We start from the raw sequence: 14159 nt of genomic DNA on the forward strand, positions 1-14159 counted from the left end.
CAGTTTTGCCAAAAATCCTGCTGAATCCTGTATTTTTGCCCCATCTGTACCGGTCTTCGCGCCCCCCCACTACGAGCCAATGCCATGACCCTCTACGTCAACCTCGCCGAACTCCTGGGCACCCGCATTGAGCAGGGCTTCTACCGCCCCGGCGATCGACTGCCCTCAGTGCGCGCCCTGAGCGTCGAGCACGGGGTCAGCCTGAGCACCGTGCAGCAGGCCTACCGCCTGCTGGAAGACAACGGCCTGGCGATGCCCAAGCCCAAGTCCGGCTACTTCGTGCCGCCCAGCCGCGAACTGCCCGCCCTGCCCGCCGTTGGCCGCCCGGCCCAGCGACCGGTAGAGATCTCGCAGTGGGACCAAGTGCTGGAACTGATTCGCGCCGTGCCGCGCAAGGACGTGGTGCAACTGGGCCGCGGCATGCCGGACATCACCACCCCCACCCTCAAGCCTCTGCTTCGGGCCCTGGCCCGCCTCAGCCGGCGCCAGGACATGCCCGGCCTGCACTATGACAACATCTACGGCGTGCTGGAGCTGCGCGAGCAGGTCGCGCGGCTGATGCTGGATTCCGGCTGCCAGCTGGGGGCCGGCGACCTGGTGATCACCACCGGCTGCCACGAGGCGCTGTCCACCAGCATTCGCGCCATCTGCGAACCGGGGGATATCGTTGCCGTGGACTCTCCGAGCTTCCACGGCGCTATGCAGACCCTCAAGGGCCTGGGCATGAAGGCCCTGGAGATCCCAACCGACCCCATTACCGGAATCAGCCTGGAAGCCCTGGAACTGGCTTTGGAACAGTGGCCGATCAAGGCCATACAGTTGACGCCCAACTGCAACAACCCCCTGGGCTACATCATGCCGGAGCCGCGCAAGCGGGCACTGCTGACCCTGGCCCAGCGCTTCGACGTGGCGATCATCGAGGACGATGTGTATGGCGAACTGGCCTACACCTACCCGCGCCCGCGCACCATCAAGTCCTTCGACGATGATGGCCGGGTGCTGCTGTGCAGCTCGTTCTCGAAAACCCTGGCCCCAGGCCTGCGCATCGGCTGGGTGGCGCCCGGCCGCTACCTGGAACGTGTACTGCACATGAAATACATCAGCACCGGCTCCACGGCCCCGCAGCCCCAGGTAGCCATCGCCGAGTTTCTCAAGAGCGGCCACTTCGAGCCGCATTTGCGCAAGATGCGCACCCAATACCAGCGCAATCGTGACCTGATGCTCGATTGGGTCAGCCGCTACTTCCCCGCCGGCACTCGCGCCAGCCGGCCACAGGGCAGTTTCATGCTGTGGATCGAACTCCCCGAGGGCTTTGATGCTCTGAAGCTCAACCGAGTGCTGCTCGAGCAAGGGGTGCAGATTGCCGTGGGCAGCATCTTTTCCGCCTCGGGCAAGTACCGCAATTGCCTGCGGATGAACTACGCTGCCAAGCCAACCGCGCAGATCGAAGACGCGGTACGCAAGGTCGGCGCTGCAGCCATCAAGCTGCTCAGTGAAACCTCGGACTGACCCCGATCCGAAGCAGGAAGCCAGCCGTCCCATGCCAACCCGTGCCGTGATGCGAGATGACCTGACTTGAACCCTATACAGGCCTTCACCTGGCTTCTGCTGCTGAGCCTCGGGCTGGGCGGCTGCGCTACCCGCGAGGTGCCGTACCAACCCAGCCAGGCCCTGCCCGCCCGTGATTCGGGCTTTGCCCAGTCGATCCGGGCCCAGGCCGCGCCCTACCAGGGGCGTTCCGGCTTTCGCCTGCTACCCAACAGCACCGAAGCGTTCATGGCTCGCGCCGAGCTGATCCGCAACGCGCAAAGCAGCCTCGACCTGCAGTACTACATCGTCCACGACGGCATCAGCACCCGCATGCTGGTGGACGAACTGCTCAAGGCCGCCGACCGTGGCGTGCGGGTACGCATCCTGCTGGACGACACCACCAGCGACGGCCTGGACCAGATCATCGCCACCCTGGCCGCCCACCCGCAGATCCAGATCCGTCTGTTCAACCCTCTGCATCTAGGCCGCAGCACCGGCCTGACCCGGGCCATGGGCCGCCTGTTCAACCTGTCGCAGCAGCATCGGCGGATGCACAACAAGCTCTGGCTGGCAGACAACAGCGTGGCCATCGTCGGCGGGCGCAACCTGGGGGATGAATACTTCGACGCCCAGCCCAACCTGAATTTCACCGACATCGACATGTTCAGCGTGGGGCCGGTGGCCGAGCAACTGGGCCACAGCTTCGACCAGTACTGGAACAGCGCCCTGAGCCGCCCCATCGGCGAGTTCCTGTCCAGCACACCTTCCGCCAAGGCGCTGGACAACACCCGGCTGCGCCTCGAGGAATCCTTGCAGGACAGCCGCCGGCAGAACCAGGCGCTGTACCGGCAGTTAATGACCTACCAGACCCAGCCGCGCATGGACATCTGGCGCAAGGAACTGATCTGGGCCTGGAACCAGGCCCTGTGGGACGCTCCGGCCAAGGTCCTGGCCAAGGGTGACCCCGACCCGCACCTGCTGCTCACCACCCAGCTGGCACCGGAACTGAGCGGGGTCGGCAAGGAGCTGATCATGATCTCGGCCTACTTCGTTCCGGGGCAGCCTGGGCTGGTGTACCTGACCGGGCGCGCGGACGCCGGGGTCTCGGTGAGCCTGTTGACCAACTCCCTGGAAGCCACCGACGTGCCCGTGGTGCATGGCGGCTATGCGCCCTATCGCAAGGCATTGCTGGAACATGGAGTGAAGCTCTACGAACTGCGCCGACAACCCGGCGAGCGCGGTGGCAGCGGGCCGCACCTGTTCCACAGCGGCTCCTACAAGGGCTCCGACTCCAGCCTGCACAGCAAGGCGATGATCTTCGACCGACGAAAGAGCTTCATCGGCTCGTTCAACTTCGACCCCCGTTCGGTGCTGTGGAACACCGAGGTCGGGGTGCTGGTGGACAGCCCCGAGCTGGCTGAACATGTCCGCGCCCTGGCCCTGCAGGGGATGGCGCCGGCCCTGAGCTACCAGGTCAAGCTGCTGGACGGCAAGCTGGTCTGGGTGACCGAAGACCAGGGCCAGTTGCACAGCCTGGGCCATGAACCCGGCAACTGGTGGCGCCGCTTCAATGCCTGGCTGAGCACCCGCATCGGCCTGGAACGCATGCTCTGAGCAGCTACAACGCAGCCTGGGCTTCGCCAAAGGCCCCCTGGCGCAGCAGCAGGACAAGCAAGCCAAGAGCCCCGGCCGCCACCAGCAGCAACATGGCATGGCCGCTGACCCACTGGCTGCCGGCCCCTGCCACCAGCGGCCCGATCAGGCAGCCAATGCCCCAGAGCTGCGCCACATGGGCATTGGCCCGCACCAGTGCGTCATCGCGGTAACGCTCGCCGATCAGGATCAGCGACAAAGTGAACAAGCCCCCGGCGCTAGCCCCGAACAACACCCACAGTGGCCAGATCAGCACGGTGCCCAGCAACAGCGGAATGGCCAGGCTGGAACACAACAGGATCACCGCGCAGCCGGTGAACAGGCCGCGCCGGGAAATCCGATCCGCCAGGGCGCCAATCGGCAGCTGCAAAAGTGCATCCCCCACCACCACGGTGCTGACCATGGCCAGGGCAATGTCTTCGGTGAACCCCTGGCTCAAGCAATACACCGGCAGCAGGGTCAGAATCAGCGCCTCGAAAGTAGCGAACAATGCAACTGCCCAGGCAATCGCCGGCAACTTCTGACAGAAGTGCCACAGGTCAAACAGGGTCACGCTGCACGACTCGGTGCTCGGCGCCCCGCTGCGCCCCAACAGCAGGAGCGGTGATACCACCAGCAAACCCACCGCGGTCCAGAAGCCGTAATCATGCTCAGTACCCAGCACGCCCAACAGCAGGGGCCCGGCCAGCTGGCTCAAGGCATAGCTTGCGCCATACAGCGCCACCAGCCGGCCACGCCACTGCTCCACCACCAGCTGATTGATCCAGCTTTCCCCCAGAATGAAGATGATGGTCAGGACCACTCCCAGTATCAGGCGCAGCACCAACCACAACGGATAGCTGGGCAGCAGCGCCAGCAAGGCAATGGAGATCGCCCCACCCCACAGGCACAGGCGCATCAGGCTGGCGGTGCCGAGGCGCGCCGCCAGGCGGCTGGAGATCTTCGCCCCGAGCAACACGCCAATGGCCGGCATCGCCGCCACCACGCCAATTGCAAAAGGCCCGTAGCCCCAGCTTTCGAGACGAAATGACACCAGGGGCATGGTCACGCCCAAGGCCAGGCCGACACTCAAGACTGCGGCCAAAACGGCGAAATAGGTCGCCCAACGCATTTCCACGCTCCTGTGGATCATTGTTTCGCAAGGCACAGACAACACAGCCGGACTCCCCTTGCGGAAAGTCCGGCTGCGCTATGGATCGACATCAGGCGGGGCACTGCCCCGCCTCAAACGACAAGACTCAGAGCTTGATCCAGGTGGCTTTCAGCTCGGTGTACTTGTCGAACGCATGCAGCGACTTGTCGCGACCGTTGCCCGACTGCTTGAAGCCGCCGAACGGCGCGGTCATGTCGCCGCCGTCGTATTGGTTGACCCAGACGCTGCCGGCACGCAGGGCCTTGGCGGCCTGGTGGGCCTTGGAGATGTTGGCGGTCCACACCGCAGCTGCCAGGCCGTAAGGCGTGTCGTTGGCAATCTGGATCGCCTCTTCCACGCTGTCGAAGGCGATCACCGACAGTACGGGGCCGAAGATCTCTTCCTGGGCGATTTTCATCGCGTTGCTGACACCATCGAAAATGGTCGGCTCGACGTAGGTGCCACCGGTTTCTTCCAGGGTGCGCTTGCCACCGGCCACCAGTTTGGCGCCATCGGCATGCCCGGCTTCGATGTAGGACAGCACGGTGTTCATCTGCTGGGTGTCCACCAGGGCACCGACATTGGTGGCCGGGTCCAGCGGGTTGCCCGGCTTCCAACCCTTGAGGGCCTCGATCACCAGCGGCAGGAATTTGTCCTTGATGGAGCGCTCCACCAGCAGGCGCGAGCCGGCGGTGCAGACTTCGCCCTGGTTGAAGGCAATGGCGCTGGCGGCGGATTCAGCGGCGGCCTGCAGGTCCGGAGCATCGGCGAACACGATGTTCGGGCTCTTGCCGCCGGCTTCCAGCCACACGCGCTTCATGTTGGATTCGCCGGAGTAGACCAGCAACTGCTTGGCGATCTTGGTGGAGCCGGTGAACACCAGGGTGTCCACGTCCATGTGCAGGGCCAGGGCCTTGCCGACGGTGTGGCCGTAGCCTGGCAGTACGTTGAACACGCCCGCCGGAATCCCGGCTTCCACTGCCAGAGCAGCGATGCGGATGGCGGTCAGCGGGGATTTTTCCGAAGGCTTGAGGATCACCGAGTTACCGGTGGACAGCGCCGGGCCCAGTTTCCAGCAAGCCATCATCAGGGGGAAGTTCCACGGCACGATGGCCGCGACCACGCCTACCGGCTCACGGGTGACCAGGCCCAACTGGTCGTGAGGGGTGGCAGCGACTTCATCGTAGATCTTGTCGATCGCCTCGCCGCTCCAGCTCAGGGCCTGGGCGGCGCCGGGAACGTCGATATCCAGGGAGTCGCTGATGGGCTTGCCCATGTCCAGGGTTTCCAGGAGCGCGAGTTCTTCAGCGTGCTGCTTCAACAGGCCGGCAAAGCGGATCATCACCGACTTGCGCTTGGCCGGCGCCAGGCGCGACCAGGCGCCGGAGTTGAAGGTGGCGCGGGCGTTTTCCACGGCGCGCTGGGCATCGGCGGCATCACAGCTGGCGATGGTCGCCAGTACGCGACCGTCTACCGGGCTGATGCATTCGAAGGTATCGCTGGAAGCCGATGCGGTGTATTCGCCGTTGATGTAGGCACGACCTTCGATTTTCAGGTCGCGGGCACGTTGTTCCCAGTCGGCACGAGTCAGGGTGGTCATACGAGTGTCCTCCTCTTATTTGTATACAAGCGCCATGCGAACTACGCCGGCACTGCTGAAGAATTCTGCCCGGCCAGCCTGTTTTCGGCCAAAGGCACCCGCCACCCTAAACCAGCGACCCCTGTACTTTCAATATATTTGACAAAGCCCGGGCAAACGCCATTGCTATGTGCATTTTAATAAACATAGACTTTGGCCTTCATAGCCACTCGCGCCGCAATCACGGGGGAATACAACAATGAGCATCCACAACGTCGTCGACTTCAGCCAGGCCACCACCGAGGGCGAACGCTACCGCCCCGCTGCGGAAAAAATCCTCAAGGGCGACCCCGAGCAGGCGGTGTTCAACCATTACGCCAGCCCGTGCGGCCAGCTCAATGCCGGGGTCTGGGAAGGCGCCGTGGGCCAGTGGACGGTGAACTTCACCGAACACGAATACTGCGAGATCCTCCAGGGCGTATCGGTACTGCGCGATCACGACGGCAATGCCAAGACTCTGCGGGTCGGCGACCGCTTCGTGATCCCGGCCGGCTTCAAGGGCACCTGGGAAGTGCTGGAGCCCTGCCGCAAGGTCTATGTGGCCTTCGAACAGAAGGCCTGAATCCCGGGCACAAAAAAACCCGCTTGAAGGCGGGTTTTTTTGTCAGAAGAAAAATCAATTACTTGATTTTGCCTTCCTTGTAGATCACGTGCTTGCGAACAACCGGATCATATTTCTTGATCTCGATTTTGTCCGGAGTAGTACGCTTGTTCTTGTCGGTAGTGTAGAAGTGACCAGTACCGGCGCTCGAGATCAAACGAATCAATTCACGCATGATTAGCTCCCTTAAACCTTGCCGCCATCGCGACGGATTTCGGCCAGCACGACATCAATGCCGCGCTTGTCGATGATACGCATGCCTTTGGCAGATACGCGCAGACGCACAAAACGTTTCTCGGACTCAACCCAGAAGCGGTGATGCTGCAGGTTCGGCAGGAAACGACGACGGGTTTTGTTGTTTGCGTGGGAAATGTTATTCCCAGTCACCGGACCCTTACCGGTAACTTGACAGACTCTAGACATGCCTCAGCCCTCTAAAACCACATGCCCAACCCGGCATGGGTTGGCCGCTTAATCTCTCAGTCATTTGGCGCCAGGCGCCGCGTTTCTTTAGGGTCTTACCGGCTACACCTACAAGCGAAGGAACCGGGCCCCTAGAAAAGAGCGCTGCTTTATACCAGAAAGACCCCAGAGCAACAACAACCGCTGTGCCAAGGATGACGAAAAGTCCTGATTTTCTTGCGCCGGACGCCTGCGGCAAAGGCTACCGCAGAAATCTACCGCTCGTCGCAGAATATATTTCTCCCGAAACCCCAGGCACAAAACCGCCATTGGGCGCGGTCATGCCTGCGGAAAATCACGCCTGGAACCCCGGCCAAGCCCGAGGTTTCGTCACTCGATACAAAAGGGATAGTCATTTTACAAAGAGGCCACTAGGGTAAGGCATTTCCAGACTGCACTCGCAGATGGGCTTTCGATCTGCACAAGGAACCCGACCATGCGTCTTGCCGCCCTCCCGCTCCTGCTCGCCCCTCTCCTGAGCCCCCTGGCCCAGGCTGCCGCGCTGAGCGTCTGCACCGAAGCCAGCCCGGAGGGCTTCGACGTGGTGCAGTACAACTCACTGACCACCACCAACGCATCCGCCGACGTGCTGATGAACCGCCTGGTGGAGTTCGACGCCGATAGCGGCAAGGTAGTCCCCAGCCTTGCCGACAGCTGGGAGGTCTCTGCCGACGGCCTGACCTACGTGTTCAAGCTGCACCCCAAGGTCAAGTTCCACCGCACCGAGTATTTCAACCCCAGCCGCGAGCTGACCGCCGAAGACGTCAAGTTCAGCTTCGAGCGCATGCTCGATCCGGCCCATCCGTGGCACAAGATCGCCCAGAGCGGCTTTCCCCACGCCCAATCCCTGCAGTTGCCCAGCCTGATCAAGAAGATCGATGCCCTGGACCCGCTGACCGTACGCTTTACCCTGGACCACGCCGATTCGACCTTCCTCGCCACCCTGAGCATGGGCTTCGCCTCGATTTACTCGGCGGAGTACGCCGAGCAACTGCTCAAGGCCGGCACCCCGGAGAAGCTCAACAGCCAGCCGATCGGCAGCGGCCCGTTCATCTTCGGGCGCTTCCAGAAAGACGCCTCGATCCGCTACAAGGCCAACCGCGACTACTTTGCCGGCAAGCCGGCGGTCGATTCGCTGATCTTTGCCATTACCCCGGACGCCAACGTGCGCTTGCAGAAGCTGCGCCGCAACGAGTGCCAGATCGCACTGTCGCCCAAGCCCCTGGATGTCCAGGCCGCCAGCGAGGATCCGGCACTGAAGGTCGAGCACACCGCAGCCTTCATGACCGCCTTCGTCGCCATCAACAGCCAGCACCCACCCCTGGACAAACCCGAGGTACGCCAGGCAATCAACCTGGCCTTCGACAAGGGCAGCTACCTCAAGGCGGTCTTTGAAGGCACCGCCGAAGCCGCCAACGGCCCTTACCCGCCCAATACCTGGAGCTACGCCAAGGACCTGCCCGGGTACACCCACGACCCGGAAAAGGCTCGCCAACTGCTGGCCAAGGCTGGCCTGAAGAACGGCTTCCAGACCACCATCTGGACCCGCCCTTCTGGCAGCCTGCTCAACCCCAACCCCAGCCTGGGCGCGCAGTTGCTGCAATCGGACCTGGCCCAAGTGGGGATCCAGGCGGAAATCCGCGTGATCGAATGGGGTGAACTGATCCGCCGCGCCAAGGCCGGCGAACACGACCTGCTGTTCATGGGCTGGGCTGGCGACAACGGCGACCCGGATAACTTCCTCTCGCCACAGTTCACCTGCGCCGCCGTCAAGTCCGGCACCAACTTCGCCCGCTACTGCGACCAGAACCTGGACAAGCTGATCACGGCCGGCAAGACCACCAGCGAACAGGGTGTGCGCAGCAAGCTGTACCAACAGGCCCAGACCCAGATCCAGCAGCAGGCGCTGTGGCTACCCCTGGCACACCCGACCGCTTTCGCCCTGACTCGCAAGCAGGTCGAGGGCTACCAGGTGAGCCCCTTCGGGCGCCAGGACTATTCGAAAGTCAGCACCAAGTGAACTGCCGGCCGGCTTCAAGGCCCACCCAGGCCTTGAAGCCGGCCGCATTCAGATCCAGCCGTACTCGGCCATCGACAGCGGGTCGCCCTCCCCCACGATGAAGTGGTCCAGCACCCGCACATCGATCAACTCCAGTGCCTCCTGCAAACGTCGGGTCACCACCCGGTCGGCCGGGCTGGGCTCGCAAATGCCTGACGGGTGGTTGTGGCAGAGGATCACCGCCGCTGCATTGTGCGCCAAGGCGCGCTTGATCACCTGCCGCGGGTACACCGTGGTGCTGTCGATGGAGCCCTGAAACAGCACTTCGAAGGTCAGTACACGATGCCGCGTGTCGAGAAACAGGCAACCGAACACTTCATGGGGCTCGTGGCGCAGCATCGACTTCAGGTAATCGCGCACCACCAGCGGGTTCTCCAATGCGGACTGGCGATGTAGTTTCTCCGCCAGATGCCGGCGGGCCATTTCCAGCACCGCCTGCAACAAGGCGTACTTGGCCGGGCCCAGCCCCAGCTGGCGGGTGAAGGTCAGTTGATCGGCCTCCAGCAGCCCGCGCAGGCTACCAAAGCGCCGCAACAGATGCCGCGCCAGGTCCACCGCGCTTTTACCGGCCACCCCGGTGCGCAGGAAAATAGCCAGTAGCTCGGCGTCGGAAAGGCTGATGGCGCCCTGCTCCAGAAGCCGTTCCCGCGGACGCTCCGCCGCGGGCCAGTCACGAATACTCATCACACCTCCCTGTGCATGGCGCCGCTGTTCGACAGCGGGCGCTGTGCTATCTTAGCCCCCTCTTTTTTGCGTGGTATTTCACCTGGGGAGGGGGCATGCCACGCAGCAATCACTGAACGGAAAGACAGGCCTATGCAGCGGCTGTATCGGAAACGCATCGTGCTCGGCGTCGGCGGCGGCATTGCCGCCTACAAGAGCGCGGAGCTGGTTCGCCGACTCCTCGACCAGGGCGCCGAAGTGCGCGTGGTCATGACCCGGGGCGGCAGTGAGTTCATTACCCCGCTGACCATGCAAGCGCTCTCCGGGCACCCGGTCCACCTCGACCTGCTGGACCCGGCTGCCGAAGCCGCCATGGGCCATATCGAGCTGGCCAAGTGGGCCGACCTGGTGCTGATCGCGCCAGCCACCGCGGACCTGATTGCCCGCCTGGCCCAAGGCATTGCCGACGATCTGCTGACCACCCTGGTGCTGGCCACCGATGCCATCGTCGCCGTCGCCCCGGCGATGAATCAGGCCATGTGGCGCGACCCTGCCACCCAGGCCAACACCCAACTGCTGCAAAGCCGTGGCCTGAAGGTCTTCGGCCCGGCTTCCGGCAGCCAGGCCTGTGGCGATGTCGGCCTGGGCCGCATGCTGGAGGCCAACGACCTGGCCCAGTGCGCAGCCGATTGTTTCCAGCATCTGGCGCTGACCGGCAAGCACCTGCTGATTACCGCCGGGCCGACCCAGGAAAACATCGACCCGGTGCGCTACATCACCAACCATAGCTCAGGAAAAATGGGCTTCGCCCTGGCCGAGGCCGCGGTTGAAGCCGGTGCCCGGGTGACCCTGATCACCGGGCCGGTACACCTGCCAACCCCCGATAGAGTCACGCGGATCGACGTTGTCAGCGCCCGGGACATGCTCGCGGCCTGTGAGTCGGCGATCCCATGCGACGTTTTCATCGCCTCTGCAGCGGTCGCGGACTACCGACCGGAAGTCGTCGCCCCACAGAAATTAAAGAAAGACCCTACGAAAGGTGACGGCCTGTTGCTGCAGATGGTGCGCAACCCGGACATCCTGGCCACCATTGCCAGCCGTCCGGATCGGCCTTTCAGTGTCGGTTTCGCTGCAGAAACCGAAAACTTGCTCGACTACGCTGCACGCAAATTGAAGGACAAGAACCTCGACCTGATCGTCGCCAACGACGTTGCCAACCCGAGCATTGGCTTCAACAGCGAGGAAAACGCCTGCAGCGTGATTGACCGGGAGTTGCACGCAACTCTCTTCGCCCAGACCAGCAAGGGCAAGATTGCCCGCCAGCTGATCTCTTTTATCGCCGAACGGCTGAACCAGGTTTAACTCGCATGCACGCTTTACAAGCCAAGATCCTCGACCCACGCATCGGCAACGAATTCCCTCTGCCGCAGTACGCCACGCCGGGCTCCGCCGGCCTCGACCTGCGAGCCATGCTCAAGGAAGACACCCTTCTGCAGCCAGGCCAGACGCTGCTGATCCCTACCGGGCTGTCGGTCTACATTGGCGATCCGGGCCTGGCGGCGCTGATCCTGCCGCGCTCCGGCCTGGGCCATAAGCACGGCATCGTGCTGGGCAACCTGGTGGGCCTGATCGACTCGGACTACCAGGGCGAACTGATGGTGTCCTGCTGGAACCGTGGCCAGACCGCCTTCAACATCGCCGTCGGCGAGCGCATCGCCCAACTGGTGCTGGTGCCTGTGGTCCAGGCGCATTTCGAAGTGGTCGAAGCCTTTGATGAAAGCCAGCGTGGCGCAGGTGGCTTCGGCCACTCCGGCAGCCACTGATCTGCCTCTCGGAGTGGGCAGCCTGCCTGCTCCGCCCCCTTGCGAGAGCAATCAAGGACCGAGGACCAGCATTTTTTTGCAGGGCGCCTGGCCCCCGCCAGGCCGGGCTGCTGACCGGTTCCGGAGGGGACGGAGCCCGTCAGATGGCACTTTCGCAGTACGAACTCTATGCTGAAAACGCCGTCATACCCTTCAGTTTGAGCCTGCCGACCTGTCCTCCCACGGCCGTACTGCACCCCTTCAGATGGAGCACCCTCAGTGATGAGCAACGCAGCTAAAGTCGCCCCGAAATTCCCCGACAGCATCTTCCGCGCCTACGACATCCGCGGCGTTGTACCGCAAACCCTGACTGCTGAAACCGCCTACTGGATCGGCCGCGCCATCGGCTCCCAGAGCCTGGCCCAGGGTGAACCGAACGTCTCCGTGGGCCGCGATGGCCGCCTGTCCGGGCCGGAACTGGTGGCGCAACTGATCCAGGGCCTGCACGACAGCGGCTGCCACGTCAGCGACGTCGGCCTGGTGCCCACCCCGGCCCTGTATTACGCGGCCAACGTACTGGCCGGCAAGTCCGGCGTAATGCTCACCGGCAGCCACAACCCCTCGAACTACAACGGTTTCAAGATCGTCATCGCCGGCGACACCCTGGCCAATGAACAGATCCAGGCCCTGCACGAGCGCCTCAAGAGCAACAACCTGAGCAGCGCCCAGGGCAGCGTCACCCAGGTCGACATCCTGCCGCGCTACGCCGAGGAGATCATCCGTGACGTCAAGCTGGCCCGCCGCCTGAAAGTCGTGGTGGATTGCGGCAACGGCGCCGCCGGGGTGATTGCCCCACAGTTGATCGAAGCCCTGAACTGCGAAGTGATCCCGCTGTTCTGCGAAGTGGACGGCAACTTCCCCAACCACCACCCGGATCCGGGCAAGCCCGAGAACCTCGAGGACCTGATTGCCAAGGTCAAGGAAACCGGCGCCGACCTGGGCCTGGCCTTCGACGGCGACGGCGATCGTGTCGGCGTGGTGACCAACACCGGCAGCATCGTCTTCCCCGACCGCCTGCTGATGCTGTTCGCCAAGGACGTGGTGGCGCGCAACCCGGATGCGGAGATCATCTTCGACGTCAAATGCACCCGACGCCTGATTCCGCTGATCAAGGAATATGGCGGTCGCCCGCTAATGTGGAAGACCGGTCACTCGTTGATCAAAAAGAAAATGAAGCAGACCGGTGCACTGCTGGCCGGCGAAATGAGCGGCCATGTGTTCTTCAAGGAACGCTGGTTCGGCTTCGACGACGGCATTTATAGCGCCGCACGGTTGCTGGAGATCCTCAGCAAGGAAAAATCCACCGCAGAAGAGTTGTTCGCGACCTTCCCGAACGATATTTCTACGCCGGAAATCAATATCCATGTGACCGAAGAGAGCAAATTCAGCATCATTGATGCCCTGCACGACGCGCAGTGGGGCGCAGGCGCCGACCTGACCACCATTGACGGCGTGCGAGTCGACTATGCCAAGGGCTGGGGCCTGGTTCGCGCCTCCAACACCACCCCTGTGCTGGTGCTGCGCTTCGAGGCTGATGACGAAGCCGAGCTGCAGCGGATTAAGGACGTGTTCCACGTCCAGCTGAAACGTGTTGCACCTGATCTCCAACTACCGTTTTGACTGTTTGAAGCACCGGAGCCCTGAATGACCATCGAACGCGATGCCGCCGCCAATACCGCCAAGGTCCTATCCGAAGCGCTGCCTTATATTCGCCGTTATGTCGGCAAGACCCTGGTGATCAAGTACGGCGGCAACGCTATGGAAAGCGAGGAACTGAAAACCGGCTTCGCCCGCGACATCGTGCTGATGAAGGCTGTCGGGATCAACCCGGTGGTGGTGCACGGTGGCGGCCCGCAGATCGGTGACCTGCTCAAGCGCCTTTCCATTGAAAGCCACTTCGTCGATGGCATGCGCGTGACCGATGCGCAAACCATGGACGTGGTGGAGATGGTCCTCGGTGGCCAGGTCAACAAGGACATCGTCAACCTGATCAACCGTCACGGTGGCAGCGCCATCGGCCTGACCGGCAAGGATGCCGAGCTGATCCGGGCAAAAAAACTCACCGTGACCCGCCAGACGCCGGAAATGACCACCCCGGAAATCATCGATATCGGCCATGTGGGCGAAGTGGTCGGGATCAACACCGACCTGCTGAACCTGCTGGTCAAGGGTGATTTCATCCCGGTGATCGCACCGATCGGGGTCGGCGCCAACGGCGAGTCCTACAACATTAACGCCGATCTGGTGGCTGGCAAGGTGGCCGAAGCATTGAAAGCCGAAAAGCTGATGCTGCTGACCAACATCGCCGGCCTGATGGACAAGTCGGGCAAGGTCCTCACCGGCCTGAGCACCCAGCAGGTCGACGAGCTGATCGCCGACGGCACCATCTACGGCGGCATGCTGCCGAAAATCCGCTGCGCGCTAGAAGCCGTGCAAGGCGGGGTCGGCAGCTCGCTGATCATCGACGGTCGCGTGCCCAACGCGATCCTGCTGGAGATCTTCACCGACACGGGTGTCGGCACCCTGATCAGCAACCGCAAGCGTCCTTAAGCACCAGG

General features: G+C 62.9%; 12 protein-coding genes and 1 pseudogene. 8 read left to right on the forward strand and 5 right to left on the reverse strand.

Annotation, left to right across the window (positions count from 1 at the left end; all coding sequences use genetic code 11):
* Positions 1-84 precede the first annotated feature (84 nt).
* A complete protein-coding gene (locus ABCR88_RS31955; RefSeq protein WP_011064214.1) occupies positions 85-1509 on the forward strand; it encodes a PLP-dependent aminotransferase family protein in 1425 nt (474 codons plus the stop codon).
* A 66-nt stretch (positions 1510-1575) separates the two neighbouring features.
* Complete coding sequence (locus tag ABCR88_RS31960) at positions 1576-3144, forward strand: phospholipase D family protein (protein WP_011064215.1); 1569 nt, start codon at positions 1576-1578, stop codon at positions 3142-3144.
* A 4-nt stretch (positions 3145-3148) separates the two neighbouring features.
* On the opposite strand, the gene ABCR88_RS31965 is transcribed toward ABCR88_RS31960, so the two are convergent.
* Together ABCR88_RS31965 and ABCR88_RS31970 are read right to left on the reverse strand one after the other, a co-directional pair.
* Positions 3149-4294, reverse strand: a complete 1146-nt coding sequence (locus ABCR88_RS31965; RefSeq protein ID WP_041120382.1) for an MFS transporter — start codon at positions 4292-4294, stop codon at positions 3149-3151.
* Positions 4295-4421: 127 nt separating this feature from the next.
* Positions 4422-5915, reverse strand: a complete 1494-nt coding sequence (locus ABCR88_RS31970) for an aldehyde dehydrogenase (RefSeq protein ID WP_350403873.1) — start codon at positions 5913-5915, stop codon at positions 4422-4424.
* Between the two features lie 238 nt (positions 5916-6153).
* Between ABCR88_RS31970 and ABCR88_RS31975 the strand changes: the two genes are divergently transcribed.
* Positions 6154-6516: a cupin domain-containing protein gene (locus ABCR88_RS31975; protein ID WP_041120383.1), complete on the forward strand. Its 363-nt coding sequence runs from the start codon at positions 6154-6156 to the stop codon at positions 6514-6516.
* Between the two features lie 58 nt (positions 6517-6574).
* Here the strand turns inward: ABCR88_RS31975 and rpmG are convergent, their stop codons facing one another.
* Positions 6575-6730, reverse strand: a complete 156-nt coding sequence (gene rpmG, locus ABCR88_RS31980) for a 50S ribosomal protein L33 (protein ID WP_003177274.1) — start codon at positions 6728-6730, stop codon at positions 6575-6577.
* 11 nt (positions 6731-6741) lie between these two features.
* Complete coding sequence (gene rpmB / locus ABCR88_RS31985) at positions 6742-6978, reverse strand: 50S ribosomal protein L28 (RefSeq protein WP_011064219.1); 237 nt, start codon at positions 6976-6978, stop codon at positions 6742-6744.
* 475 nt (positions 6979-7453) lie between these two features.
* On the opposite strand from rpmB, the gene ABCR88_RS31990 reads away from it, so the two are divergent.
* A complete protein-coding gene (locus ABCR88_RS31990; protein ID WP_350403876.1) occupies positions 7454-9037 on the forward strand; it encodes an ABC transporter substrate-binding protein in 1584 nt (527 codons plus the stop codon).
* A 48-nt stretch (positions 9038-9085) separates the two neighbouring features.
* Here ABCR88_RS31990 and radC read toward each other — a convergent pair whose 3' ends face one another.
* Positions 9086-9760, reverse strand: coding sequence for a DNA repair protein RadC (radC, locus tag ABCR88_RS31995; protein ID WP_041120385.1), 675 nt, complete (start codon positions 9758-9760; stop codon positions 9086-9088).
* A 132-nt stretch (positions 9761-9892) separates the two neighbouring features.
* On the opposite strand from radC, the gene coaBC reads away from it, so the two are divergent.
* From coaBC to argB, 4 genes and pseudogenes are all read left to right on the forward strand, one after another.
* Positions 9893-11101: a bifunctional phosphopantothenoylcysteine decarboxylase/phosphopantothenate--cysteine ligase CoaBC gene (gene coaBC / locus ABCR88_RS32000; protein ID WP_041120386.1), complete on the forward strand. Its 1209-nt coding sequence runs from the start codon at positions 9893-9895 to the stop codon at positions 11099-11101.
* A 5-nt stretch (positions 11102-11106) separates the two neighbouring features.
* Positions 11107-11562 carry a dUTP diphosphatase gene (dut, locus tag ABCR88_RS32005; RefSeq protein WP_041120387.1) on the forward strand — a complete coding sequence of 152 codons (456 nt, stop codon included), beginning with the start codon at positions 11107-11109 and terminating at the stop codon, positions 11560-11562.
* Positions 11563-11862: 300 nt separating this feature from the next.
* Positions 11863-13221, forward strand: a pseudogene (locus tag ABCR88_RS32010) (phosphomannomutase/phosphoglucomutase); the annotation flags it as partial.
* 24 nt (positions 13222-13245) lie between these two features.
* Positions 13246-14151 carry an acetylglutamate kinase gene (gene argB / locus ABCR88_RS32015; protein ID WP_011064225.1) on the forward strand — a complete coding sequence of 302 codons (906 nt, stop codon included), beginning with the start codon at positions 13246-13248 and terminating at the stop codon, positions 14149-14151.
* Positions 14152-14159 lie beyond the last annotated feature (8 nt).

Source organism: Pseudomonas sp. W17 (genome assembly GCF_040268305.1).
Taxonomy (GTDB): Bacteria; Pseudomonadota; Gammaproteobacteria; order Pseudomonadales; family Pseudomonadaceae; genus Aquipseudomonas; species Aquipseudomonas protegens.

What these genes read in the sequence shown, in the direction of transcription:
- ABCR88_RS31965 (WP_041120382.1), bottom strand. Translation starts at nt 4,294, where the DNA reads ATGCGTTGGGCGACCTATTTCGCCGTTTTGGCCGCAGTCTTGAGTGTC.
- ABCR88_RS31955 (WP_011064214.1), top strand. Translation starts at nt 85, where the DNA reads ATGACCCTCTACGTCAACCTCGCCGAACTCCTGGGCACCCGCATTGAG.
- dut (WP_041120387.1), top strand. Translation starts at nt 11,107, where the DNA reads ATGCACGCTTTACAAGCCAAGATCCTCGACCCACGCATCGGCAACGAA.
- rpmB (WP_011064219.1), bottom strand. Translation starts at nt 6,978, where the DNA reads ATGTCTAGAGTCTGTCAAGTTACCGGTAAGGGTCCGGTGACTGGGAAT.
- ABCR88_RS31970 (WP_350403873.1), bottom strand. Translation starts at nt 5,915, where the DNA reads ATGACCACCCTGACTCGTGCCGACTGGGAACAACGTGCCCGCGACCTG.
- ABCR88_RS31975 (WP_041120383.1), top strand. Translation starts at nt 6,154, where the DNA reads ATGAGCATCCACAACGTCGTCGACTTCAGCCAGGCCACCACCGAGGGC.
- argB (WP_011064225.1), top strand. Translation starts at nt 13,246, where the DNA reads ATGACCATCGAACGCGATGCCGCCGCCAATACCGCCAAGGTCCTATCC.
- radC (WP_041120385.1), bottom strand. Translation starts at nt 9,760, where the DNA reads ATGAGTATTCGTGACTGGCCCGCGGCGGAGCGTCCGCGGGAACGGCTT.
- coaBC (WP_041120386.1), top strand. Translation starts at nt 9,893, where the DNA reads ATGCAGCGGCTGTATCGGAAACGCATCGTGCTCGGCGTCGGCGGCGGC.
- rpmG (WP_003177274.1), bottom strand. Translation starts at nt 6,730, where the DNA reads ATGCGTGAATTGATTCGTTTGATCTCGAGCGCCGGTACTGGTCACTTC.
- ABCR88_RS31990 (WP_350403876.1), top strand. Translation starts at nt 7,454, where the DNA reads ATGCGTCTTGCCGCCCTCCCGCTCCTGCTCGCCCCTCTCCTGAGCCCC.